21 protein-coding genes and 1 tRNA gene are annotated in these 23,338 nt (G+C 42.1%); 19 read left to right on the plus strand and 3 right to left on the minus strand.

Translation table 11 applies throughout. The features are described 5' to 3' along the window. Positions 1 to 39 precede the first annotated feature (39 nt). Both S4054249_RS05945 and S4054249_RS05950 read left to right on the plus strand, forming a co-directional pair. Entirely contained in the window at positions 40 to 861 is an 822-nt protein-coding gene (locus tag S4054249_RS05945) for a MipA/OmpV family protein (RefSeq protein WP_046356598.1), read from the plus strand. Beyond that, on the plus strand, positions 851 to 1,243 hold the full coding sequence (locus tag S4054249_RS05950) for a DUF3019 domain-containing protein (RefSeq protein WP_046356597.1): 393 nt from the start codon (positions 851 to 853) through the stop codon (positions 1,241 to 1,243). The genes S4054249_RS05945 and S4054249_RS05950 overlap by 11 nt, the downstream gene beginning before the upstream one ends. Before the next feature lie 44 nt (positions 1,244 to 1,287). Here S4054249_RS05950 and S4054249_RS05955 read toward each other — a convergent pair whose 3' ends face one another. The 3 genes from S4054249_RS05955 to S4054249_RS05965 form a co-directional block, all read right to left on the minus strand. Next, on the minus strand, positions 1,288 to 1,794 hold the full coding sequence (locus S4054249_RS05955) for a lipoprotein (protein WP_046356596.1): 507 nt from the start codon (positions 1,792 to 1,794) through the stop codon (positions 1,288 to 1,290). 66 nt (positions 1,795 to 1,860) lie between these two features. Beyond that, the gene (locus S4054249_RS05960; RefSeq protein ID WP_046356595.1) at positions 1,861 to 2,334 is read right to left on the minus strand and encodes a globin; all 474 of its coding nucleotides are present in this window, start codon (positions 2,332 to 2,334) and stop codon (positions 1,861 to 1,863) included. A gap of 246 nt (positions 2,335 to 2,580) precedes the next feature. Continuing rightward, positions 2,581 to 3,366, minus strand: coding sequence for a delta-class carbonic anhydrase (locus S4054249_RS05965; RefSeq protein ID WP_046356594.1), 786 nt, complete (start codon positions 3,364 to 3,366; stop codon positions 2,581 to 2,583). A 204-nt stretch (positions 3,367 to 3,570) separates the two neighbouring features. Here S4054249_RS05965 and S4054249_RS05970 point away from each other — a divergent pair. The 17 genes from S4054249_RS05970 (at position 3,571) to S4054249_RS06050 (ending at position 23,273) form a co-directional block, all read left to right on the plus strand. Next, positions 3,571 to 3,647 (plus strand) — tRNA-Met (locus S4054249_RS05970). Between the two features lie 260 nt (positions 3,648 to 3,907). Next, a complete protein-coding gene (rimP, locus tag S4054249_RS05975; RefSeq protein WP_039611540.1) occupies positions 3,908 to 4,363 on the plus strand; it encodes a ribosome maturation factor RimP in 456 nt (151 codons plus the stop codon). A gap of 39 nt (positions 4,364 to 4,402) precedes the next feature. Next, on the plus strand, positions 4,403 to 5,902 hold the full coding sequence (gene nusA, locus S4054249_RS05980) for a transcription termination factor NusA (protein WP_046356593.1): 1,500 nt from the start codon (positions 4,403 to 4,405) through the stop codon (positions 5,900 to 5,902). 26 nt (positions 5,903 to 5,928) lie between these two features. Continuing rightward, the gene (infB, locus tag S4054249_RS05985; RefSeq protein WP_046356592.1) at positions 5,929 to 8,607 is read left to right on the plus strand and encodes a translation initiation factor IF-2; all 2,679 of its coding nucleotides are present in this window, start codon (positions 5,929 to 5,931) and stop codon (positions 8,605 to 8,607) included. Positions 8,608 to 8,713: 106 nt separating this feature from the next. After that, positions 8,714 to 9,118: a 30S ribosome-binding factor RbfA gene (rbfA, locus tag S4054249_RS05990; protein ID WP_046356591.1), complete on the plus strand. Its 405-nt coding sequence runs from the start codon at positions 8,714 to 8,716 to the stop codon at positions 9,116 to 9,118. Then, on the plus strand, positions 9,118 to 10,053 hold the full coding sequence (gene truB, locus S4054249_RS05995; RefSeq protein WP_046356590.1) for a tRNA pseudouridine(55) synthase TruB: 936 nt from the start codon (positions 9,118 to 9,120) through the stop codon (positions 10,051 to 10,053). The genes rbfA and truB overlap by 1 nt, the downstream gene beginning before the upstream one ends. A gap of 103 nt (positions 10,054 to 10,156) precedes the next feature. Beyond that, positions 10,157 to 10,426 (plus strand): 30S ribosomal protein S15, encoded by a 270-nt coding sequence (rpsO, locus tag S4054249_RS06000; RefSeq protein WP_036975065.1) that lies wholly within the window; start codon positions 10,157 to 10,159, stop codon positions 10,424 to 10,426. Between the two features lie 244 nt (positions 10,427 to 10,670). Continuing rightward, positions 10,671 to 12,800 (plus strand): polyribonucleotide nucleotidyltransferase, encoded by a 2,130-nt coding sequence (gene pnp, locus S4054249_RS06005; protein ID WP_046356589.1) that lies wholly within the window; start codon positions 10,671 to 10,673, stop codon positions 12,798 to 12,800. 146 nt (positions 12,801 to 12,946) lie between these two features. Beyond that, the gene (gene nlpI, locus S4054249_RS06010) at positions 12,947 to 13,801 is read left to right on the plus strand and encodes a lipoprotein NlpI (protein WP_046356588.1); all 855 of its coding nucleotides are present in this window, start codon (positions 12,947 to 12,949) and stop codon (positions 13,799 to 13,801) included. A 3-nt stretch (positions 13,802 to 13,804) separates the two neighbouring features. Continuing rightward, complete coding sequence (locus S4054249_RS06015) at positions 13,805 to 14,974, plus strand: hypothetical protein (protein WP_052960995.1); 1,170 nt, start codon at positions 13,805 to 13,807, stop codon at positions 14,972 to 14,974. 238 nt (positions 14,975 to 15,212) lie between these two features. After that, positions 15,213 to 18,005 carry a monovalent cation/H+ antiporter subunit A gene (locus S4054249_RS06020; RefSeq protein WP_046356587.1) on the plus strand — a complete coding sequence of 931 codons (2,793 nt, stop codon included), beginning with the start codon at positions 15,213 to 15,215 and terminating at the stop codon, positions 18,003 to 18,005. Beyond that, positions 18,005 to 18,376, plus strand: coding sequence for a Na+/H+ antiporter subunit C (locus S4054249_RS06025; protein WP_046356586.1), 372 nt, complete (start codon positions 18,005 to 18,007; stop codon positions 18,374 to 18,376). The genes S4054249_RS06020 and S4054249_RS06025 overlap by 1 nt, the downstream gene beginning before the upstream one ends. Beyond that, positions 18,373 to 19,884 (plus strand): monovalent cation/H+ antiporter subunit D, encoded by a 1,512-nt coding sequence (locus S4054249_RS06030; protein WP_046356585.1) that lies wholly within the window; start codon positions 18,373 to 18,375, stop codon positions 19,882 to 19,884. The genes S4054249_RS06025 and S4054249_RS06030 overlap by 4 nt, the downstream gene beginning before the upstream one ends. Then, entirely contained in the window at positions 19,885 to 20,421 is a 537-nt protein-coding gene (locus S4054249_RS06035) for a Na+/H+ antiporter subunit E (RefSeq protein ID WP_046356584.1), read from the plus strand. Beyond that, on the plus strand, positions 20,415 to 20,684 hold the full coding sequence (locus tag S4054249_RS06040; protein WP_023397675.1) for a K+/H+ antiporter subunit F: 270 nt from the start codon (positions 20,415 to 20,417) through the stop codon (positions 20,682 to 20,684). The genes S4054249_RS06035 and S4054249_RS06040 overlap by 7 nt, the downstream gene beginning before the upstream one ends. A 42-nt stretch (positions 20,685 to 20,726) precedes the next feature. Then, positions 20,727 to 21,023, plus strand: coding sequence for a Na+/H+ antiporter subunit G (locus S4054249_RS06045; RefSeq protein WP_036975084.1), 297 nt, complete (start codon positions 20,727 to 20,729; stop codon positions 21,021 to 21,023). A 321-nt stretch (positions 21,024 to 21,344) separates the two neighbouring features. Continuing rightward, on the plus strand, positions 21,345 to 23,273 hold the full coding sequence (locus S4054249_RS06050) for a methyl-accepting chemotaxis protein (RefSeq protein WP_230851809.1): 1,929 nt from the start codon (positions 21,345 to 21,347) through the stop codon (positions 23,271 to 23,273). Positions 23,274 to 23,338: the final 65 nt, after the last annotated feature.

Below are 23,338 nucleotides of genomic sequence, written 5' to 3' on the forward strand. Positions count from 1 at the left end.
ATTGAATTCGGCACAAACGCTAAATAAAGATAATAAGTAATGAAAAAAATAACGTCCATGCTGCTCACAATGTATTTCATCATTGTGGGTAAGGCATATGCTGAACCTTGGTACGATGAAAACGACTTTGAATGGCAACTCAGTATAGGTGCCTTTTACGTCAACACGAAACTACCAAAGTTAATTGGTGCTAAACATGAGTTTTCTTCCCTATCACCTTTGATTGATGCCAAAATCCAATATAAACAGTTTTACCTGAACACGCATTCGGGCGACTTTTTTGGTGGATCTGATTTGGGTTATCAGTTGATCCAAGAGGAAAACTGGGGGCTAGATGCAATTTTTGGCAACTATCAAATCCCATTTTCAGACAAAGGCTATTACTCCAATGAAGATGAGCGAGTTGAAGCGCTAAAAACCATTAATCAACGTAAAGTTGATCAATCTTTAGGACTGGCATATTACCGAACAATAGGTGATTTTCTGGCTGTTGCAGAGCTGGTATATGATGTATTTGGCGATTCAAGGGGCTGGGTTTTCCATATAGAAGCCACGCGTAACTTCGAGCTACGTAACTGGGATCTATGGTTAAATTTTGGTGCTAATTACTACTCTCAAAACTTTAATAATTATTTTTATGGCGTATCACCTTCTGAAGTGAACGATTATTTATATGGTTTTACAGCAGGGGATGGCGCGACGGTATTTGTGCAAACTCAGGTTAATTATCCGATTGCACAAGATTGGGTATATAGTGCAGGTGCTTCAGTATTAATTGGATCTGGTGGGGTCAAGAGCAGCCCTTTAGTTGATTCTAACTACGCTCGAGTATTTTTTACTGGAGTGAAGTATGTATTCTAGATTCACTTGGGTTATTTGGGCTTCATTGGCAATGATGACAACAGAGTCTACTGCTAATGAAAAACGTAAAGGAATATTGAATGCATCACCAACAAAATGTGTTGCGCTCAACCAAGGACGTACCTGCTATGCAGATGTTGTGTTTGATATATCGGCACCAACTGCAGGTGATTATTGCCTTAGAGAAAGTGAGTCTAAACGTATATTACAGTGTTGGGCTAATACAGATAGTTTCTCGTATACACTAAATTTTGGTTCTATTGAAAGTGTAAGTTATGAATTGATTGCTAAAACACACAGTGATGTTCTTGCTGTAACGACGATAGAAGTAAATTGGGTTCATAAGGTACGCACGAAAAAGCGTCGTTGGAGACTCTTTTAGAAGGATAAGCTGGTCATGCTTTGATACAGCATGACCAGCAATAGTTAATTACATTGCTCGATTAAACCACGTAAATGAGTACCGATATCTTCGGTTTTGGTTTGCCCTTGTTCAAGTAATGTAGCGAACTGTGTTTGAAGTTCGGCTAAGTCATACGTTTCTAATAGTGTTTTTAAATATGTAACTGTTTCTGCTCCTGCTTTTAATAACTCAGGTATGCTTTCTAAGCTAATTTCTTGATCTGTTAAGCTGGCAATTGAATTTGCCAATTCAGCGACGCTTGCGCCATCTTGAAGAGCACCTTCTACTTCTACTAACGCGCCCATCGGGTCACCGTCCAGTTTGCTCGCTACACAACTGGCCATCGTGCCTGCTTGTGCACTGTGTGCCATTGCTTCTAGTCCCTGCTCACGGATCTGTTCGATCACTGCTTGCAGCTCTTGATTTTCAGCTAAGTACTGCGCTTCAATTTGGGCTTTGGAGTTCTCAAATACATCACAGCCTGTGGTCAAAAATGCACTTAAACCCAATAAAATAGCGATACGTTTCATAAACTCACCTTATTAACCTAATTTGGGGTCAGTCTACTGATTATGTGCTAGGTTGTCATCTTTACTTCAAGAGTGGCCAATTTGTTTCTTTTGTCTAATTTGATCTAAGTAAACAATATTTGACATGCCAAATAGTTCCGCTTTGAGTACGTTTGCGACAATGTGCAAAGCACGTTTCCACGCATTTCTCACAGCTAATGTAAACTGTTTACCTAAGTGGACTTTAAGCGTATCTAAGAAACAGTTGCACAATATTCGTATATCGCAGGCTGATGGACGGAGCGATTTAAATGTAGAGGCGTTTTCAGCTATATAACGGCATAGTTCTTGTTGGTTCGCCATACGTATCAGGCTTTGCTGAATGAATGCCCTAAGTTGGTATTCGATGGTTAATATTTGTGCTTCCCCGTCGGGAATGACCATCGACATGGGATGCATTTTTAGACGATGGTTGAAACTCACACAAAAGCAGTGAAAGTTTGGCTTAATCGTCGCAAAAGTCTGGCTTAAAAGTTGATACTGATAGGGTGAAATACTCATAATCGCTCCAATTACGATCAGAGCGGATCCGTGCTCAAGTTTTTTAATCAAATTTGTTTCGTAATCACTTAAACTGATACAACAAACAAAACAAAATAAACTTGGGTGACTGCTTACGATGAGACTTTAATTTGTATAAAAAAACCACATCAAACCTAAGTATAGCCATGAGACTTTTATGATTGCAAACTTAATTGTCAATAATGCAGAAATGAAAATTGTACATTTCTGCATTAATTTATGGAATTACTTGATAGGTGAAAGTAATTTAGGATCAGTAACTAACTGTCTTACACCGTGGGCATGATCTTCTTCGAATACATTATCTTCACACCACTTCGCTAAGCTGTTTATATCAACTTTTGCACAGGCTGGACGAACGCTCCACGTTACTTGTAGAGGAGAACACTGCTTATCGTTGTAGCTAGGTCCAGTTGTTGAACCAAGGAATTCGACCGGTTTACCCGTTGTATTAGGGATATGCTTCGGTTGATGATAGCCATTCACAATGTTGCCATCATAACTCAGATCATTGAAGTCTAATGCATTTTCATCATTAACAACCAGGAACACTTGCGTTTCTACACGCAGATCTGGGTTCGCACATTGATCATTAAGACAAGCACCAAGCCCTTTACCAGGCTTCACATCACAAGAGCTATGTACCCAGTGTACTTCGATGGTGTCACCAGGCTTAACGTTTTTACATACTTTGCCTTTTGGCGCTTTTAATTCAGCCGGAGTTAGGCTGGATGTTGCATTACACTGGTAGCCACCATATTTTCCGTCGCCAGCAAATACGGAGAAATCTTTAGCTTTGTGTTCTGCATTTTTATGAAAGTGGATGTTACACAAGTTCATTTGTGATGACGGGGGAGCGAGACTGAAAATACGCTTATTTTCACCTTCAAGGTTATCTATATCGCGTGGAGTTTGCGGGCCTGCACTAGCACATGAATTGGCAATTGCGACACCACTAAAAACGAAAGTAGACAGTGCAGCAATTGTTGCTTGGAATGACCTTTTATTCATATTATTGTCTCCTAATTGTAAGAAATGTGCAGTATAGAGAAAACTAAAACAGGTACAAGTATTGTATGTTAATGATTGTTAAAGAACTAATGGATTTGAGAGGGTATTGTTTAGGTCTGTCTATTTTATCTAGTTAGTTGTTGCGTATTAATGGAACAATCTCTATAATACACGCCAATTGAGCAGCATATTGCTGCATGTGGACGCGGGATGGAGCAGCCTGGTAGCTCGTCGGGCTCATAACCCGAAGGTCGTCGGTTCAAATCCGGCTCCCGCAACCAATATTAAGAAATTTGATATTTCTTAAAGGTCGCGCATTCATAGTAATGCGCGTTTTGCGTTTAAGCGCAAGCTTAATTTAGGCTGGTACAGCCCGCAACCAAGCACGGCCTTTGGCCACACAGTTTGTTTTTGGTGTGACGCCCCGCTTGGTTCGGGGCGTTGTTGTGTCTGGTGCTAGATATTAGCAATTTAGGCCCAGGAACATGCAGCTGAATTGATGGGGCCATGAGCCCTTTTTTTGTTTGTATGGAGGTAATTTGTGTCAAAACTCGAGCAAGATTTAACCGTAATGCTAGAGCCTGCTGTTGAAGCATGTGGTTTTGAGTTACTCGGTCTAGAGTTTGTGCAAGCTGGTCGTCATTCTACACTTAGGGTGTACATTGAACATGAGAATGGCATTAATGTTGACGATTGTGCAGAAGTAAGTCGCCAAATCAGTGCGATTATGGATGTAGAAGATCCCATTACAAATGAATACAACTTAGAAGTGTCTTCACCGGGTGTGGATAGACCATTATTCAAACAAGCTCATTATGAGGACGCGCAAGGTGAAGAGGTGCGTTTGCGCACTAAACTTCCACAAGACGGTCGCCGTAATTTCAAAGGCGACCTAGTAGCAGTTAAAGGCGATATGATCACGCTGACTGTCGACGGACAAGAGCACCACATTATGCTTAGTAACGTCGAAAGAGCTAATATCATAGCCAAATTTTAAGATTAAGTGCGAAGGACCAGGGCAAGCGAGGCAAAACCTATGGCAAAAGAGATCTTGTTGGTTGCAGAAGCTGTATCCAATGAAAAAGCAGTCCCAAGAGAGAAAATTTTTGAGGCGTTAGAGTTCGCACTGGCGACTGCCACAAAGAAAAAACATGACGGTGAAATTGAAGTACGTGTTTCTATCGATAGAAAAACGGGTGAATATGATACATTCCGTCGTTGGCAGGTAGCAGAGCCGCTAGAAGATGGTTCATTAGAAAATCCATATTCTGAAATTACCATTGAAGCAGCTCAAGTAGAAGAGCCGGAATTACAACTTGGTGATTATGTAGAAGAGCAAATTGAATCAATTCAATTTGACCGAATTACAACTCAGATGGCAAAGCAAGTGATCGTGCAAAAAGTACGTGAAGCTGAGCGTGCATTGGTAGTTGATGCATATAAAGACCAAAAAGGTGAGCTGGTTACTGGTGTTGTTAAAAAGGCATCACGCGATACCGTGGTGATTGACCTTGGTAACAACGCTGAAGCAGTCATCTACCGTGAAGATATGCTACCACGTGAAAGTTTCCGTCCAGGTGACCGTGTTCGTGGTCTACTTTATGAAGTGAAGCCGGAAGCGCGCGGTGCACAGTTATTTGTAACGCGTTCTAAACCAGAGATGCTGATGGAGTTATTCCGCATCGAGGTACCAGAAATTGGTGAAGAGATGATCGAGCTCAAAGGTGCAGCTCGTGATCCTGGTTCACGTGCAAAAATTGCGGTTAAATCAAATGATAAGCGCATAGATCCTGTAGGTGCTTGTGTTGGTATGCGTGGTGCACGTGTACAGGCTGTTTCTACAGAGCTAGGCGGAGAGCGTGTTGATATAGTATTATATGACGACAACCCAGCTCAGTTCGTAATTAATGCAATGGCACCAGCAGAAGTTGCGTCGATTGTGATGGATGAAGATTCACGCACGATGGAAATTGCTGTTGAGGCTGATAATTTAGCGCAAGCAATTGGTCGTAATGGGCAAAACGTTCGTCTTGCTAGTCAGTTGACTGGGTGGGAATTGAATGTAATGACAGTTGAAGATATGGAGCGTAAGAACGCTGAAGAATCTGATAAACTGATCAGCTTATTTACTGACAATTTAGACATTGATGACGACTTTGCTGAGTTCTTAATCAACGAAGGTTTCTCAACACTTGAAGAAGTGGCATATGTACCAGTTGCTGAATTCCTTGAAATTCAGGGATTAGATGAAGAAACAGTTGAAGAGTTACGTAAACGTGCAAAAGATGCATTAACGACTAAAGCATTACGTGATGAAGAGTCTTTAGAAGGTGCCGAGCCTGCTCAAGATCTACTAGACCTGGAAGGTTTAGATCGTCACTTGGCGTTTGTGATGGCGAGCAAAGGCGTTATCACCCTAGAAGATTTAGCAGAACAGGGTATCGACGAATTAGTTGAGATCACTGAATTATCTGAACAGCAAGCGGGCGACTTTATTATGGCTGCACGTAATATTTGCTGGTTTAGTGAAGAGTAGTTTATTAACGGGAGGTAACGCATAGCATGGCAGAAGTGAGCATAGAGAAACTAGCCGAGAACATTGGTACAACTGTCGATAAATTACTACAGCAGTTAACAGATGCAGGGATCACCAAAGCCAAAGGCGATCAGGTAAGTGAATCTGAGAAAGCCAAGTTACTTGATCATTTGAGCAAGCAACATGGCGGTACAGGTTCAGATGGCCCTGAGCGCATGACTCTTCAGCGTAAAAGCAAGAGTACATTAAGTGTTACTGGTTCTACTGGTAAAGCTAAATCGGTTCAGGTAGAAGTACGTAAAAAGCGCACTTACGTTAAAAAGAGCGCAATCGAGCAGCAAAAAGAGCAAGAACGCTTAGCTGCAGAGGAAGCTGCGCGCAAAGAAGCAGAATTGAAAGCTCAACAAGAAGCTGAGCAACGAGCGAAAGAAGAAGCTGAACGCAACGCCCAACAGGAGGCAGAGCGAAAAGCCAAAGAGGAAGCTGAGCGCAAAGCTAAAGAAGAAGCCAAACGTAAAGCAGAAGCAGAACGTCAAGCGAAAGAACAGCAGAGTAAAGAAGTGGATAGCGCCCAACAAGAGCAAGAGAAAATCGAAGCAGAACGTCTTCGTACAGAAGCAGAAGCAGCAGCTGTGAAAAAAGCTGAAGAAGAAGCAAAACGTCAAGCAGAAGAAGCTCGTCGTCTAGCAGAAGAGAATGAAGCACGCTGGAAAGCTGAAGAAGAAGAGCGCAAAAAACGCGAAGCTTCTGCAGATCACCACATGACGACTTCTACATACGCACGTGAAGCAGAAGATGAATCTGATGCACGTGAAGAAAAAAGTGCACGTCGTAAGAAAAAGAAAAAGCCACAGGCGAAAGGCGAAAATAACGCACAGTCACGTGGTAAAAAAGGCAAGCTTAAAGCGCCTACTTCTCTTCAGCACGGTTTCCAAAAGCCTGCGGCAGAAGTTAAACAAGAAGTACGTATTAGTGAAACTATTACAGTATCAGAGCTTGCATCACGCATGGCTGTGAAAGGTGCTGAAGTAGTTAAAACACTGATGAAGCTTGGTGAAATGGTAACGATTAACCAGGTTATTGACCAAGAAACTGCACAGTATGTTGCAGAGGAAATGGGTCATAAAGTTGTTCTTGTTAAAGAGAACGAACTTGAAGAGAAAGTACTCAACGATCGCAGTGACAACGAAAGTGTTGGTCCACGTGCACCGGTTGTTACTGTAATGGGTCACGTTGACCATGGTAAGACGTCAACGCTAGACTATATTCGTAAAGCGAAAGTTGCTGATGGCGAGGCTGGCGGTATCACACAGCACATTGGTGCATACCATGTTGAAACTGACGGCAACATGATCACGTTCCTTGATACTCCGGGACACGCAGCGTTTACATCAATGCGTGCACGTGGTGCAAAAGCAACGGATATCGTTGTACTGGTTGTAGCTGCTGATGATGGTGTAATGCCGCAGACTAAAGAAGCTGTACAGCACGCAAAAGCTGCTGAAGTACCGCTTATCATCGCTGTAAACAAAATGGATAAAGAGGGTATTGACCCTGATCGCGTTAAAAACGAACTTGCTCAATTGGATGTTATTCCAGAAGAGTGGGGTGGTGACACGCAGTTTGTTCATATCTCAGCGAAAACAGGTCTAGGTATTGACGACCTACTTGAAGCTATCTTGATGCAAGCTGAGCTATTAGAGCTTACAGCGCCTCAAGAAGGTATGGCACAAGGTGTTGTAATCGAATCTCGCCTAGACAAAGGTCGTGGTCCAGTTGCTACTGTACTTGTACAGGGCGGTACGCTTGAGCAAGGTAACATCGTTCTTTGTGGTCTTGAGTACGGTCGTGTTCGTGCGATGAGAGACGAAAACGGTAAAGAAATTTCACAAGCTGGTCCTTCAATCCCTGTAGAGATCTTAGGTCTTTCAGGTGTACCTGCGGCAGGTGACGAAGCAACGGTTGTTAAAGATGAGCGTAAAGCACGTGAAGTTGCTTTATATCGCCAAGGTAAGTTCCGTGAAGTGAAACTTGCACGTCAGCAGAAAGCGAAGCTTGAAAACATGTTCACTAACATGACTGAAGGTGATATTTCTGAAGTTAATGTTGTACTTAAAGCAGACGTTCAAGGTTCAATCGAAGCAATTTCTGATTCACTAACTAAGTTGTCTACAGACGAAGTTAAAGTGAAGATTGTTGGTAGCGGTGTTGGTGGTATCACTGAAACTGATGCAACACTAGCAGCGGCTTCAAATGCTATCATCGTTGGTTTCAACGTACGTGCTGATGCATCAGCGCGTAAAGTAATTGAAGCTGAAAACCTTGACCTTCGTTACTACAGCGTTATCTATGACCTGATCGAAGAAGTGAAACAAGCAATGGCTGGTATGCTTGCGCCTGAGTTCAAACAAGAGATCATTGGTCTTGCTGAAGTACGTGACGTGTTCAAGTCGCCTAAGATTGGTGCTGTTGCTGGTTGTATGGTAACTGAAGGTATCGTTAAGCGTAGCGCACCAATTCGTGTATTACGTGAAAACGTGGTTATCTACGAAGGTGAACTTGAGTCACTTCGTCGCTTTAAAGATGACGTACAAGAAGTTCGTAACGGTATGGAATGTGGTATCGGCGTTAAGAACTACAACGACGTTAAAGTCGGCGATCAAATTGAGGTATTTGAAACTGTTGAAGTACAGCGTTCACTGTAATTCTCACAGGGTCTAAACCTTGAAATGGGGGCATTCGCCCCCATTTGTGTTTGTATTTTTTGGGTTTTTATAGCATAAAAATCAATAGTTTATATAAGTGGTGACAATGAGAGAATTTTCTCGTACGGATCGCGTTGCACAGCAAATTCAAAAAGAAATTGCGGTTATTTTGCAACGAGAAATTAAAGATCCAAGATTAGGTATGGTGACTGTATCAGCAGTTGAAGTATCTCGTGATTTATCCTACGCAAAAATCTTCGTAACTGTTTTAAACAGTAAAAGCGATGAGGATACGAAGCAAAACCTAGCAATTCTGAATGATGCAACGGGCTATATCCGTTCATTGCTGGGTAAACGTATCCGTGCGCGTATTATGCCAGAGTTACGATTTGTACTTGATAACTCACTAATGGAAGGTATGCGTATTTCTAACCTGGTTGATGAAGTGATCCGCACTGATAAAGAAAAGCGCGGTGAAGATACGGATTCAGTTGAAGGTGGTGAAGAGTAATGGCCCGTCGTAGTAAAGGTCGCCCGGTTGATGGCATTGTACTTTTACACAAGCCACAAGGGATCTCATCTAACAAAGCCTTGCAACAGGCTAAAGGTATCTACTTTGCACAAAAAGCGGGTCATACTGGTGCGTTAGATCCACTTGCAACAGGTATGCTACCAATCTGTTTTGGTGAAGCAACAAAGTTTACGCAGTTCCTATTGGACACTGATAAAACTTATGTTGTGCGTGCACAATTGGGTGAACGTACAACGACGTCTGACTCGGATGGTGAAATCGTTGAAACACGCCCTGTGGAAATTACGCAACAGCAATTAGAGCAGGAAGTGGCTAGCTTTTTAGGTGAGTCTGATCAATACCCTTCGATGTATTCTGCGCTTAAATATCAAGGCCAGCCTTTATATAAGTATGCACGTGAAGGCATTGAAGTACCGCGTAAATGCCGCAAAATAAATGTGTACAGTATCACGCTTGATGAGTATGACGTTGAAAGTCAGCAAATCCAGATGACCGTACACGTTTCAAAGGGCACCTATATTCGCACTATTGTGGACGACTTAGGAGAGAAGCTAGGTTGTGGTGCGCATGTGATCATGCTACATCGCAGTGGTGTTGGTCACTACCCAGCAGAAAAGATGATCACCATTGAAGCATTAGAAGAAAAGTTACAACAAGCTAAAGCGGACGGTGTTGAGCCATCAACATACATTGACGAGTTACTGCTTCCGATGGACACCGCTCTGGTCGACTTACCGACGATTACTTTAACCAAAGAGCAAGGTGTTGCTTTTAGCCATGGACAAACCGTGGTGGTGGGTGAGGTACCTGAAGGCGTTATAAAGGTAATGGCTGAAGATACGTTTATCGGTATTGGCGAACGTAACAAGCATGGCCACCTAAAAGCAAAAAGAGCTCTATCTAGCGCACAATAGCTTTGTCAGCGGCATCAATTACTGATACAATGCCGCCGCTTTGTCGCTTTGGCTGAATTAGTGATCGGCTGAAGCATTAAATTTATTTAAATTGGAGTTTATTATGTCACTAAGCAACAAAGAAAAAGCAGAAATCGTAGCAAAATTCGCTCGCGCAGAAGGCGACACTGGTTCTCCAGAAGTTCAAGTTGCACTTCTAACTGCTGATATCAACAAACTACAAGGCCACTTTGCTGACCACAAACACGACTTCCACTCTCGTCGTGGTCTACTACGTAAAGTTAGCCAACGTCGTAACCTTCTTGACTACCTTAAAGGTAAGAACGTTGAGCGTTACGCTGCGTTGATCAAAGAGCTTGGCCTACGTCGCTAAGAATTTGATGAATTGTTGGATTTTTATCCGACAATAAAAAAGGGGCGAATTCGCCCCTTTTTTTGTGCGTGTACTAGCAGTATACTTACCCTCGCTCATGCATAGTGCTGAGCAAGCGCCGATACTTCTGCCAATTGTAGTGCTTAAGTAGAACTATATGAGTAACCAGTAATTTTGGTTGTTCTATTTAAGACTGTAATTGGTTGTTGTTGGCGTTTTAATATATTTTTTAAGGAATATTTTTGTGCAAGCAATAATTAAAGAATTCCAGTTAGGTCAACATACAGTGACTTTGGAAACAGGTGCAATCGCACGTCAGGCTGACGGTGCGGTTTTAGCAAGCATCGGTGATACATCAGTACTAGTGACTGTTGTTGGTAAGCGTGAAGCAGCGCCTGGTCAGGACTTCTTCCCACTTACGGTTAATTACCAAGAAAAAATGTACGCAGCTGGCCGTATCCCTGGTGGTTTCTTAAAGCGTGAAGGTCGTCCTTCAGATTCAGAAACACTGACAGCGCGTCTAATTGACCGTCCAATTCGTCCACTATTCCCAGACGGTTTCGTGAACGAAGTTCAAGTTATCGCGACAGTTGTTTCATCAGATCCAGAAATCCAGCCTGACATGGTTGCGTTGATCGGTACTTCTGCGGCACTTGCTATTTCAGGTGTACCATTCAATGGTCCTATCGGCGCAGCACGTGTTGGTTACATCGATGGTCAGTATGTACTTAACCCAACTGTAACTGAACTAGCTGAAAGCAAGCTAGACCTAGTGGTAGCGGGTACTGAAAATGCAGTACTAATGGTTGAATCAGAAGCTGAAATCTTAACTGAAGAAGAGATGCTAGGTGCGGTTGTATACGGTCACGATCAGTCTCAAGCTATCATCAAAGCAATTGAAGAGTTTAAGGCTGAAGCTGGCAAACCAGCTTGGGATTGGGCTGCTCCTGAGAAAAACGTTGCACTAGCAGACAAAGTCGCTGCAATTGCAGAAGAAAAAGTAGGCACGGCTTACCGTATTACTGACAAAGTAGCACGTAAAGAGTCGCTATCTGAAGCAAAAGCAGAAGTAATTGAAAAGCTAACTGCTGAGCTTGCTGAAGGCGAAGCGCTAGACGAGCAAGAAGTGGGTAAACTATTCAGCTCTCTAGAGAAGAAAATTGTTCGTGGTCGTATCATTGCAGGTGAGAAACGTATCGATGGTCGTGAACCAGATATGGTACGTGCACTTGACGTAATGACAGGTGTACTTCCACGTACACACGGTTCATCAATCTTCACACGTGGTGAAACTCAGGCATTAGTTACTGCTACTTTAGGTACTGAGCGTGACGCACAGATGATGGATGATCTAGTTGGTACTCATAAGCACCACTTCATGCTTCATTATAACTTCCCTCCATTCTGTGTAGGTGAAACGGGTTTCATCGGTTCTCCAAAGCGTCGTGAAATCGGCCACGGTAACCTTGCAAAGCGTGGTGTCCAAGCTGTCATGCCAAGCTTAGAAGAATTCCCATACTCAGTGCGTGTTGTATCTGAAATCACAGAATCAAATGGTTCATCTTCGATGGCATCTGTATGTGGTACTTCTCTTGCTCTGATGGACGCAGGTGTGCCTGTTAAAGCTTCTGTTGCTGGTATCGCAATGGGTCTAGTTAAAGAAGGCGAAGAGTTTGTTGTTCTTTCAGATATCTTAGGTGATGAAGACCACCTAGGTGACATGGACTTTAAAGTAGCAGGTAGCAGCGCTGGTGTTACTGCACTTCAGATGGACATCAAGATTGAAGGTATCACGAAAGAAATCATGCAGATCGCACTTAGCCAAGCTAAAGCGGCACGTATGCACATCCTTAGCGTGATGGACCAAGCAATTGCTGCACCTTCACAAGAACTTTCTGAGTTCGCTCCGCGTATTTATACGATGAACATTCCACCGAAGAAGATTGCAGATGTAATCGGTAAAGGTGGTGCAACAATCCGTCAGCTAACTGAAGAAACTGACACAACTATCGAAATCGAAGATGACGGTACAGTTAAGATTGCTGCAACTAACGGTAACAGCGCGAAAGAAGCGATTGCACGTATTGAAGCTCTGACAGCTGAGCTAGAAGTTGGCACTATCTACAACGGTAAAGTAAACCGTATCGTTGACTTTGGTGCGTTTGTAAATGTACTACCTGGCAAAGATGGCCTTGTACACATTTCTCAAATCAGCAAAGAGCGTGTGAATAACGTCTCTGATCACCTTAAGGTCGGTCAAGAAGTGAAAGTAAAAGTGCTAGAAGTAGACCGTCAAGGTCGTGTACGTCTGAGCATTAAAGAAGCACTTGAGCCGTCAGAGCCTGCTGCAGAGCAAGCACCAAAAGGTGAGTAATTTTTTGTAAAGAAACAATAAGTTTCGTTAAAAGGGGCTGAATGGCCCCTTTTTTTGTGCTTTAATGGCTGACATAATCAATTATCTAGCCCAAAGAGGGATACACCTTGAGATTTTTATTATTACCACTGCTAGGATTGAGCTTAATGGGCTGTCAGAGTACACAGCAAGATAGCATTGAAGAAATGCTACAACCGTTGTTACCTGTACCATTTACCGAGCCTCTACAGCCAGACCCCCGTGCTCAAATTGAGGTGGCTAGATACAGTGAGCTATTAAATAGTGCGGAGTTGACTCGCAACCAAAGAGCTGAGTTATACCATATTCGTGGTAAGTTGTACGACAGCTTAGGTCTGCCCCAGTTGTCTCAGGTTGACTTTAACCGTGCTTTGAAACTAAAGCCTGATTTAGCTGAAACCTATAACTTCCTAGGAATACATCATACCTTACGTCAAGAGTTCACAGAGGCTTATGAAAGCTTTGATTCGGTATTAGAGCTGGACTCCAGTTATGAATATGCGTATTTAAATCGTGGTATTGCGCTTTATTATGGTGGTAGAGCGGAACTCGCGGTGGATGATTTTGAACGTTTCTTATCCAGCGCACCAGATGATGCTTACAGAATGCTATGGTTGTATATAGCGCACAGTTCAGTTGATCCTATTGCAGCAAAGGCTCAATTGAACCAAAATAGTTTGCAATTGGACAATCAGAACTGGTCTACACAAATTGTTCAATTTTATTTAAATCAATTAAGCGAAGAGCAGTTTCTTACCGGTATTTCAGAAGGGGCCCAGTCTCAAGAAGAATACGCACAAAGACTTTGTGAAGCATACTTTTACATAGCTAAGTTACATTTGAGTACAGGTAGTTTTCTAAAGGCTGCAGAGTATTTTAGGTTGACGTTGGCGACTAATGTTTATGAGTTTGTTGAACATAAGTATGCGAAGTTAGAGCTACGCCTTCTCAGAGAAGCTTTGTTGCGTGCTAGATCAAGTTAAGTGATGTTTCGTCAGTATCTTACTGGCATTGCCTTTATTTTGTTGGCTGTGCCAAGTAGCAGCCAGCAAACTTCATCTCGAAATGTCTCGCTTACGACCCAGATCTCTTATTTGGTGGCGCAAGCCGCCCAAACTTACAACCCACTAAGTAGTGCTTATTTAACACTGACAAAGGTACCAGAGCTACTCAGTGATGAACAAGTTTTTGTGTTACGTCGTATAGGCTATGCTGTTTTTGCTTTTGAGTGGAGCCTTCGATTATTCAAGCATGATAACAGCGAACAGGCGTGGTTGCTATTTGAACAATATTGGAACAAGACTCCCAAGGCTTCACATATCCGCTTACTGGCGTTATTACAAGAAAAAAAACGATTCCATGCTATGGAACGTGTGCAATCACGTGTTGGAAATATAGAACCATACGCATCTATTAGTGCCATGGGGTTGGGCCGTTCTGTTGATGTGTTGAACAAAGCCAGTGTCGCGCAATTGGGCTTGAAAGTTTTAGATGAGCACACGCAAGTAAATAATTGTGATCATGCAATCTTGCTATTGGCAGAGACGTTGAGTGGGCTAGAGCAACTCGAGTTACTAAAAGAGCAGTATGTTCAAAATGCGCTATCCGATGTTTTGCCTTATTGCTTATCAGAACCGCTTTATATTGGTGATATAACACAGTGCAATAGTCACGCATCAGCATTCATTCAATGTGATATAAAGCCGCTAGTACAAAAAAGTACGATATTACGGGCAAGACATTTGGTAATTATGACTGAAGAGCAGGGTCTAGCTAATGTGCACAATGGCGTCATGCGTTTGCATCACAAAAGTGAGTTTGAGCTATTCATCCATGAGCTGATGCATTTTGCGTATTTTGAAGATGAATATCCAGTGCCAAGTAGCAAAGCAGACTGGCTTTGTAAAACAGAGGGGTTTAAAGCTCCTAATTTATATGTGGGAAAAACTGCACCATCAGGTTGGTATCAAAGTGATACATGTAAATTTGGCCTGCTTCAATCCTATAAACCGCAACATATCGCATCAAAAATGCAATATCACGAAATTCACTTGTCAAACCACTATTTAGGATTATGGTTAAAGTCATTAAATAAAACTTTATCAGTGCCCAGCGATTATCAAGTTTATCTCAACGAGCTAAATACCAAGCATTGATCTGAGTTAAATGAGCGTACCTTTTATGAACAGGATCTGAATTGTTTGTTAATCTTGTCTACAATTTAAACAGCCAGTACGTGAAACCCTAGACAAGTCAAACACTAATAAAGTATAACTGGTAGACGTTATGTGTGATAAAAATGCACGTAAAAAATAAACAGAACACGATCGCCATGACGTAATCATAACGTGCATTTAATAGTGATGAACGGCATCGAAGATATAAGGCTTCTTTATGACTTTGCTTTGGATACCATTGATATCCTTGTTAGGTAGTTTACTCTCATCGTTAACAGGTAAACTCTCTCGCAATCAGTCTACTGCAATCACCTTGATTGCACCTACTGTGGCTCTTTTATTAGCCATTGATTTAGCTCCCGCAGTGTTTGCTGGGGAAGCTGTTCGCGCAACGCTAGATTGGGTACCAATACTCGATCTTGACGTGTCTTTCCGTTTGGATGGTTTGGCACTTTTATTCGTATTTATGATCTTAGGTATTGGTATATTAGTTATTTTCTATGCACGCTATTACCTGAGTGAAAATGACTCAATGCCCAAGCTTTATGCTTATCTAATGTTATTCATGACAGCCATGCTAGGCATTGTAATGTCTAACAACGTCTTGCAATTGTGGGTGTTTTGGGAATTAACCAGTATCAGTTCATTTTTGCTGATAAGTTATTGGTGGCATAAATCAGAAGCGCGTAAAGGCGCAAAAATGGCGCTGGCAATTACTGGTGGCGGCGGTTTAGCATTATTGGCTGGTTTACTGTTACTCGGGAATATCGTTGGAAGTTACGACTTAGACATTATTTTGGCCAGTCGTGAGCTTATCCAATCGCATGATTTATATGAAGTGGCATTAGTACTTGTTCTATTAGGCGCATTCACTAAATCTGCTCAATTCCCTTTCCATTTCTGGCTACCTCACGCTATGGCCGCACCAACGCCTGTAAGTGCTTACTTACACTCCGCGACTATGGTTAAAGCGGGTATTTTCTTGTTAGCTCGTTTTTACCCAGCTTTGGCGGGCACAGAAATTTGGTTCATTTTAGTAGGTTTGACAGGCCTTATAACGCTACTTGTCGGTGCGTATATCGCTCTATTTAAGCATGACTTAAAGGGCCTACTGGCATTTTCGACTATCAGTCACCTTGGTCTTATCACCCTGTTACTGGGCTTGGATACTGAGCTTGCAACTGTTGCGGCTATTTTCCATATCATTAACCATGCCACGTTTAAGGCGTCGCTATTCATGGCAACCGGCATCATTGATCATGAAACTGGCACCCGAGATATGCGTAAACTCAATGGTATGTGGCGCTTTATGCCTTATACCGCTACATTGGCGATGGTTGCAGCTGCATCGATGGCGGGTGTTCCGCTGTTAAACGGTTTCTTGTCTAAAGAAATGTTTTTTGCGGAGACATTGCATCAGCAGTTACTGGGTTCAATGTCATGGCTTATCCCTATTTTAGCAACCATTGCTGCTGCTTTCTCCGTGGCTTATTCAGCGCGATTTATTCACGATGTTTTCTTTAATGGTGATCCGGTTGATTTACCTAAAGAACCTCATGAAGCACCGCGTTATATGCGAGTACCGATTGAGATTTTGGTCGCGCTATGTTTGATTGTGGGCATGTTCCCGAACTTTATTGTCGACGGCATTTTAAGACTGGCTTCTGGCGCTGTTTTAGGTGGCGAGCCGCCTGAGTTCTACATCGCCATTTGGCACGGCTTGAACTTACCTCTGCTAATGAGTGCAATTGCTGTTTGTGGCGGTTTACTGATATATACTCAGCGCAAATACCTATTCCAATTCCAAGCATCTCTACCACCAATTAATGCAAAAAAAGGTTTTGAGAAGACCATGCATTCTGTGGTGATCTGGAGCCAAAACAAAATTAGTGCTATTGAAAATGGTTCATTGCAGCGTTATTTAATGCTGATGCTGCTGGTTGTGCTTGTCAGCGCAGGTTGGCCTTTATTTGAGATGAGTCAATTAGTGGGTGAGAATACACTTACACCCGTTGATATTCATAATGGCATTGGCGCAGGACTATTAATGATTGGTGCGATTAGCACTGTGATTTGGCACCGTACGCGTATGGTTGCGCTGTTGATGATATCTGTTGTGGGTTTGATGGTATCTGTGGCATTTACTCGTTTCTCCGCACCAGACCTTGCACTGACTCAATTAACGGTAGAAGTGGTAACAATTATTTTATTGATGTTGGCATTGTTCTTTTTACCCCAGAAAACGCCAAAAGAATCTAGCTCGATTAGAACGCTGAGAGACTTGGGGATCGCGTCAGCGATTGGTGTCATTATCGGCAGTATTTGTTATGCCCTGATCACACGACCTTTGACTTCTATCTCTGATTTCTTCGTAGCTAACGCGAAAACTGGCGGCGGTGGCACTAATGTCGTAAACGTCATTCTTGTTGACTTCAGGGGCTTTGATACGCTTGGTGAAATCGTTGTATTGGGTATTGCTGCTCTGGGTATATACAAACTGATTATTCATTTGCCGTTGTTTATGCCGGGCAGTGACTCTGAAGGCAGACCTTGGGCGAAAGAGCGTTATCCGCTTTTATTGGCTTCAATTTCTCAAAGCTTGTTACCACTTGCGCTATTAGTGTCGTTCTATATTTTCTTAAGAGGGCATAATCTACCTGGTGGTGGCTTTATAGCAGGTCTAGTCACAGCAATTGCCTTTATTTTGCAATACATTGCACATGGCTCAAATTGGATTGCAGAGCGATTTACCTTGAACTACAGAAAGATTATCGCATCAGGTATTGCGATAGCGATGTTATCTGGTTTAGGTAGTTGGGTATTTGGACGTCCATTCCTGACTACGTGGTTTGATTATTTTGATATTCCATTGATTGGTGAGATTGAGCTTGCCAGTGCATTAGTATTTGATTTAGGTGTTTATATCACCGTTGTTGGCGCAACGCTGATGATACTAGCAAGTCTTGGTAAAGTGACTGCAAATGCACCCAAAGAAGAGGTGAATATTTAATGGAGCTTTTGTATTCTTCATGCGTGGGCCTGTTAGTGGCCTGCGGTGTATTTTTGATTTTACGCGCAAGAACGTTTCCAGTTGTACTTGGTTTGACCATGCTCTCGTATGCGGTTAACTTGTTTTTATTTGCATCAGGTCGTTTGTCAATGAACCAAGCCGCTGTACTTGGTTACAGTGAAAGTTACGCTGATCCACTGCCTCAAGCGCTAGTTTTAACAGCTATCGTAATTGGCTTTGCGATGACAGCATTTGTGGTGATTTTAGCGATCCGTGGTCGTGCTGATTTAGGTAATGATCACGTTAATGGGGTAGTACCTGATAAATCGAAAACGAACTCTCGTCAGGTGAAGGAGCAGGGTAAAGCATGAGTCAACATTTAACTTCTTTACCTGTTTTACTGCCTATGTTGGCGGCAGTGCTTATGTTAATGCCGCCATGTGGAAAAAATTTAAAAATTAGGCGTTACGTCTCTGTTTTGATGGGCTTGATAACGACAGTGGTATCTGTGTCACTGCTTGCTTATGTAAAAGTAAATGGGACGCAAGTGTACGCTATTGGTGATTGGTCAGCGCCATTTGGTATTGTGTTGGTTGCGGATCCTATCTCGACTTTACTGGTCTCGCTCACGTCGTTTTTAGGCTTAGTTTGTGCGCTTTATAGCTGCGCTGGTGATGACGAGCAAGGTAGTTTTTTCCACCCACTTTTACATTTCTTAATTTTAGGTGTGAACGGTGCTTTCTTGACAGGAGACGCATTTAACCTATTTGTTTTCTTTGAAGTGTTGTTGATTGCATCCTACTCATTGCTGATGCATGGTGGCGATAAACGCAATACCCGTGCAGCATTGCAATATGTTATTTTAAACCTTGTTGGTTCATCTGTGTTTCTAATTGCCCTCGGTATTTTATACGGTACTTTGGGTACATTAAATATGGCCGATATGGCAACACGTGTGATGGAATTACAAGGCGATGATGTATATCTGGCTAAGATAGGTGGCTTGTTGCTGCTGGTCGTATTTGCTCTAAAAGGTGCTCTATTACCGCTTCATTTATGGTTACCAAATACTTACTCGACAGCCATGCCAGTTGTTGCTGCCTTGTTTGCAATCATGACTAAAGTTGGTGTGTACTCGATGATGCGCGTTTACACCTTAATTTTTGGTGAGCAAGCAGGCGAGTTGAGCCATATGGCACAACATTGGTTGTGGTGGCTTGCGCTGGCAACTATCGTAATGGGTGCAATCGGTGTGCTTGCAAGCCAAGATCTTCGTAAGATGGTTGCAAACTTAGTGGTAGTTTCTGTTGGCACTTTGGTGGCACTTGTCGCTGCACAAACAGTTGATAGCAGCGCCGCAGCAATTTATTACTTAGTGCATTCAACACTTGTCTCAGCAGCTTTATTCTTAATTGCTGATTTAGTGGGTAAGCAAAGGGGTAAAGTGAGCGACCGTATAACAGCGGGTCGTCCTGTAGCGCAGCCGCTGTTCCTTGGTGGAGCATTTATTTTTGCGGCAGTAACTGTCATTGGTATGCCTCCATTGTCAGGTTTTATTGGTAAAGTTTGGATCTTAGAATCTACGTTGGAGTCAGCACATGGACATTGGTTCTGGCCAATTTACTTAATTGCTAGTCTTGCTGTATTGGTTTCCGTATCAAAAGCCGGTAGTACTGTTTTTTGGCATCATACCGGCAAAGGTGAAGCGAATACCGAAGAAAACGCACATCCTGTGCAGATGGTTGCCGTGTTGATGTTGGTTTCGGCATCTCCATTGATGGTTATTTTTGCAGGGCCAGTTACTGACTATGCCCAGTTTGCAGCAGTTGAGTTACACAACTTTTACGGCCTAATCCAACATGTATTAGGAGGCAAGTAAATGAGATTAGAAGCTAAATACAAATGGTTACCTACTCCGTTTAGAAGTTTACTGCTATTTTCGGTATGGCTCTTGCTCAATAATACTGTTGCCCTCGGTCATGTTGTATTAGGTTTAATCTTGGCGATTGTGATCCCATTGATCACACACCCTTTTAGAACTAAGCAACCTCTGGTTGTGAGACCGTTTAGAGCGCTGAGCCATTTAATGTTGGTTTTGTATGATATCTTGACTGCCAATATCGAAGTTGCGATTAAAATTTTAGGTCCGACTAAAAAGTTAAAGCCGGGTTTTGTAAAAGTGCCGCTAGATTTAAATGAGGCTATGCCTATTACTATTTTAGCGAGCACGGTATCGTTAACGCCAGGTACTGTTAGTGCTGAGGTATACCCTTGGCCAGAGACAGTCGAGGGTGAAGCACCGGATTGTCAAAAATACTTACTTATCCACGTTTTAGATTTGGATGATGAGCAGGCGTTGATCAATACCATTAAATCTCGTTATGAGGCGCCTTTGAAGGAGATCTTTGAATGTTAGACACGATCATCTTAATTGTTTTTGCCATGATTGGTTTGGCGCTACTGTTAAACTTATGGCGCTTAGTCGTTGGCCCATCAGTGCCAGACAGAATTTTGGCACTGGATACCATGTACATTAATACCATTGCGTTAATTATTCTATATGGAATGAACATGGGGACGTCGCTGTATTTTGAGGCTGCGTTGTTAATTGCTTTACTTGGCTTTGTTAGTACGGTTGCGGTGTGTAAATACCTGCTTCGTGGCGATATTATTGAATAGGAGGCCATGTAAGTGGATATTTTAATTTCAGTTTTGCTGTTAATGGGTGGGGTCTTGGTACTAGTAGGCTCAATCGGTTTAGTAAAAATGCCAGACTTTTTCATGCGCCTACATGGGCCGACTAAAGCAACCACTTTAGGCATGGCATGTTTGCTTTTTGCCGCGATGGCACATTACAGTCAATATGGTGATGGGCTTAGTTTAAAAGAGATTCTAATTTCCTTGTTTTTACTTATTACCGCGCCAATCAGTGGTTATATGTTGATTAAGTCGGCAATTCATCACCGAATTGATTCGACAGATAAGACGACAGGTAAAGACAAAATAGAAGAAGATTAAACCCTTATTTCAAGCTGGGTGTGTAGGCACCCAGTTTTATTTGTTACCCCACCATTCGATTCTTCAATATTTATATTCTAATTTAATAATTTATATAGATTAATTTATTCTTGCACATTTCAATTTAAACACTTATTGTCAATTAATCTTTAATATTTCTGTAGCATAATCAATTTTAGAAATTAAAGAACCAACTTCTAACAGTTCACTCTTCGTGCGTTTTTATACTCACCTGTGGTTAGTCAAATTAGAATTACAAGGTCACTTATGCGACAAATCTCAATCAAATACAAACTCATGTTCTTTGTTATTACGATAATAATGGCAGTAATAGCAATGCTCGTGATAACAACATGGTTGCATTTACAAGATGAAAATAAAAAACAAAGTGAGCAAATACAATCTGTAATTCTATCGGAAATTAATACCCGCTTGGCTGCTCAAGGAGATTATTACGCACAGAAAATTGCTGCCTTTTTAAACTCCGCGTATCGTGTACCAAATACATTGGTGGGCGCATTAGAATCGACAATAACTGCTCCTCTTGATCGTAGTGATATTCAGTCAATGCTTAGAGGTGCCTTGAAAGCAAGCCCTGATCTCTCTTCTGTATATGTGCATTTTGAAGAAAATGCCTATGATCATAAAGATATGCATTTTACTAATGGTGCTGCGCACTCGGTTTTAGGAAGTGGTACACTTGAAATGTATTTTACTCAAGATAGTGTGGGTATCACTCAACATAGCGTCATGTCCTCCTCAGCAAAATATTCAGAAGCACTCAATCGTTATGGTATACGTGAGGCTGAATGGTATTTATGTGCAAAAGAAAGCAAATTGCCATGCATTATGGAGCCGTATTTATACGAAATTTCCAAAGGTAATGAAATGCTGATGACATCACTGACCGTGCCTATTACACAACATGGACGATTTAAGGGGATTATTGGTGTGGATGTCAACTTGCCAAATCTACAGAGATTAGTGCAAGAACTTTCAAGTCAGCTTTATCAGGGACAAGGAAAGGTATTATTACTCAGTGAGCTTGGCTTGGTTGCCGGTGCAAGTCATCATCATGATAGTTTGGGTAAACCTCTCACTGAAATTTTAGAAAGTTCATTTGCTAAGCAACTCACATCTTTGCATATGAATAAAGGCTATCAAGAAGTTGGCAACTCCATTTTTGTTGCCAGTCCAATCACGATCCAATTGGCAAATACGGTCTGGTCTTTAGTAATTGAAGTCCCAAAGCAAGAAGTTTTATCCTCAGCCTCTATGATTGAGAAGCAGTTGCATCAGTCCACTGAAGACCTTGGGATCTGGATGTTGATGCTGGGAATAGTGATTGTCACTGTGGCTTTGGCTTTGAGTATCTATTTAATTAATACCATTACCAAGCCGCTTTCATATATTCAAACCCGGGTTAGCAACCTTGCCTCTAGTGAAGGCGATTTAACTCATAATCTTGATGTAGCACATCATGCAGAGTTAATTTCTTTGGCGAATGGCTTTAATTTATTCACTAATAAGCTGAGAGACATGATCAAAGATTTAAAGGGACTTGCTCAGCAATCATATCAACAGTCTTATGCTACCACTGAAGCTGCAATAAACATAAAAAACAAGGTCTCAAATCAGCATATTGAAATTGATAGTGTTGTAACAGCGATTAATGAACTTAGTGCGACAGCAAGTGAAGTTGCTAGAGCTTCTGAGCAAGCGGCATTGACGACGGATAAAGCTGTTGGAGCGGTCAAAGAATGTGAGACGAGGATTGTGGCAACAACGGTTAAGGTGGAAGAGATTGCCGAGCAAGTTGCAACTGCACAGTCTGCATTCCACAAAGTTGCTAAGCGCAGTAACGATATTTCCCACATCCTTGATGTGATCCGAGCTATAGCCGAGCAAACAAATTTATTAGCCTTAAATGCAGCAATAGAAGCTGCACGAGCTGGTGAACAGGGAAGAGGATTTGCAGTGGTGGCTGATGAGGTAAGGTCCTTAGCTTCAAAAACACAAGCATCTACAGACGATATCGCTACATTGATTGAAAATTTACAAAATGAGATCACAGGTTCTGAACAAGTCATTGAGCAAACGGTTAAGAAAGGCAATGATGCGACATTATTGAGCCAGCAAGCGGCTAGTACAATGCAAGTGCTCGTAACAGAGTTGCATCATATTTCTCATGAAGTTACTCAAATTGCGACCTCAGCTGAAGAGCAAAGTATGCTGATGAAGTTGAGTTAGCAGCCAGCGCGATGACTCAACTAGTCGAGCAAAAACATGGGCAGCTGAATCTATTAAAGACATAA

The sequence above is a fragment of the Pseudoalteromonas luteoviolacea genome (assembly GCF_001750165.1).
In the GTDB taxonomy this organism is placed as follows: Bacteria; Pseudomonadota; Gammaproteobacteria; order Enterobacterales; family Alteromonadaceae; genus Pseudoalteromonas; species Pseudoalteromonas luteoviolacea_G.

Coding starts and splice junctions, on each gene's coding strand:
- S4054249_RS05950 (WP_046356597.1), top strand. CDS start 851: ATGTATTCTAGATTCACTTGGGTTATTTGGGCTTCATTGGCAATGATG.
- rbfA (WP_046356591.1), top strand. CDS start 8,714: ATGAGAGAATTTTCTCGTACGGATCGCGTTGCACAGCAAATTCAAAAA.
- S4054249_RS05960 (WP_046356595.1), bottom strand. CDS start 2,334: ATGAGTATTTCACCCTATCAGTATCAACTTTTAAGCCAGACTTTTGCG.
- S4054249_RS06015 (WP_052960995.1), top strand. CDS start 13,805: ATGTTTCGTCAGTATCTTACTGGCATTGCCTTTATTTTGTTGGCTGTG.
- S4054249_RS06020 (WP_046356587.1), top strand. CDS start 15,213: ATGACTTTGCTTTGGATACCATTGATATCCTTGTTAGGTAGTTTACTC.
- S4054249_RS06050 (WP_230851809.1), top strand. CDS start 21,345: ATGGCAGTAATAGCAATGCTCGTGATAACAACATGGTTGCATTTACAA.
- rpsO (WP_036975065.1), top strand. CDS start 10,157: ATGTCACTAAGCAACAAAGAAAAAGCAGAAATCGTAGCAAAATTCGCT.
- S4054249_RS06030 (WP_046356585.1), top strand. CDS start 18,373: ATGAGTCAACATTTAACTTCTTTACCTGTTTTACTGCCTATGTTGGCG.
- S4054249_RS05965 (WP_046356594.1), bottom strand. CDS start 3,366: ATGAATAAAAGGTCATTCCAAGCAACAATTGCTGCACTGTCTACTTTC.
- S4054249_RS05945 (WP_046356598.1), top strand. CDS start 40: ATGAAAAAAATAACGTCCATGCTGCTCACAATGTATTTCATCATTGTG.
- S4054249_RS05955 (WP_046356596.1), bottom strand. CDS start 1,794: ATGAAACGTATCGCTATTTTATTGGGTTTAAGTGCATTTTTGACCACA.
- nusA (WP_046356593.1), top strand. CDS start 4,403: ATGGCAAAAGAGATCTTGTTGGTTGCAGAAGCTGTATCCAATGAAAAA.
- S4054249_RS06035 (WP_046356584.1), top strand. CDS start 19,885: ATGAGATTAGAAGCTAAATACAAATGGTTACCTACTCCGTTTAGAAGT.
- infB (WP_046356592.1), top strand. CDS start 5,929: ATGGCAGAAGTGAGCATAGAGAAACTAGCCGAGAACATTGGTACAACT.
- S4054249_RS06040 (WP_023397675.1), top strand. CDS start 20,415: ATGTTAGACACGATCATCTTAATTGTTTTTGCCATGATTGGTTTGGCG.
- truB (WP_046356590.1), top strand. CDS start 9,118: ATGGCCCGTCGTAGTAAAGGTCGCCCGGTTGATGGCATTGTACTTTTA.
- S4054249_RS06025 (WP_046356586.1), top strand. CDS start 18,005: ATGGAGCTTTTGTATTCTTCATGCGTGGGCCTGTTAGTGGCCTGCGGT.
- nlpI (WP_046356588.1), top strand. CDS start 12,947: ATGGGCTGTCAGAGTACACAGCAAGATAGCATTGAAGAAATGCTACAA.
- S4054249_RS06045 (WP_036975084.1), top strand. CDS start 20,727: ATGGGTGGGGTCTTGGTACTAGTAGGCTCAATCGGTTTAGTAAAAATG.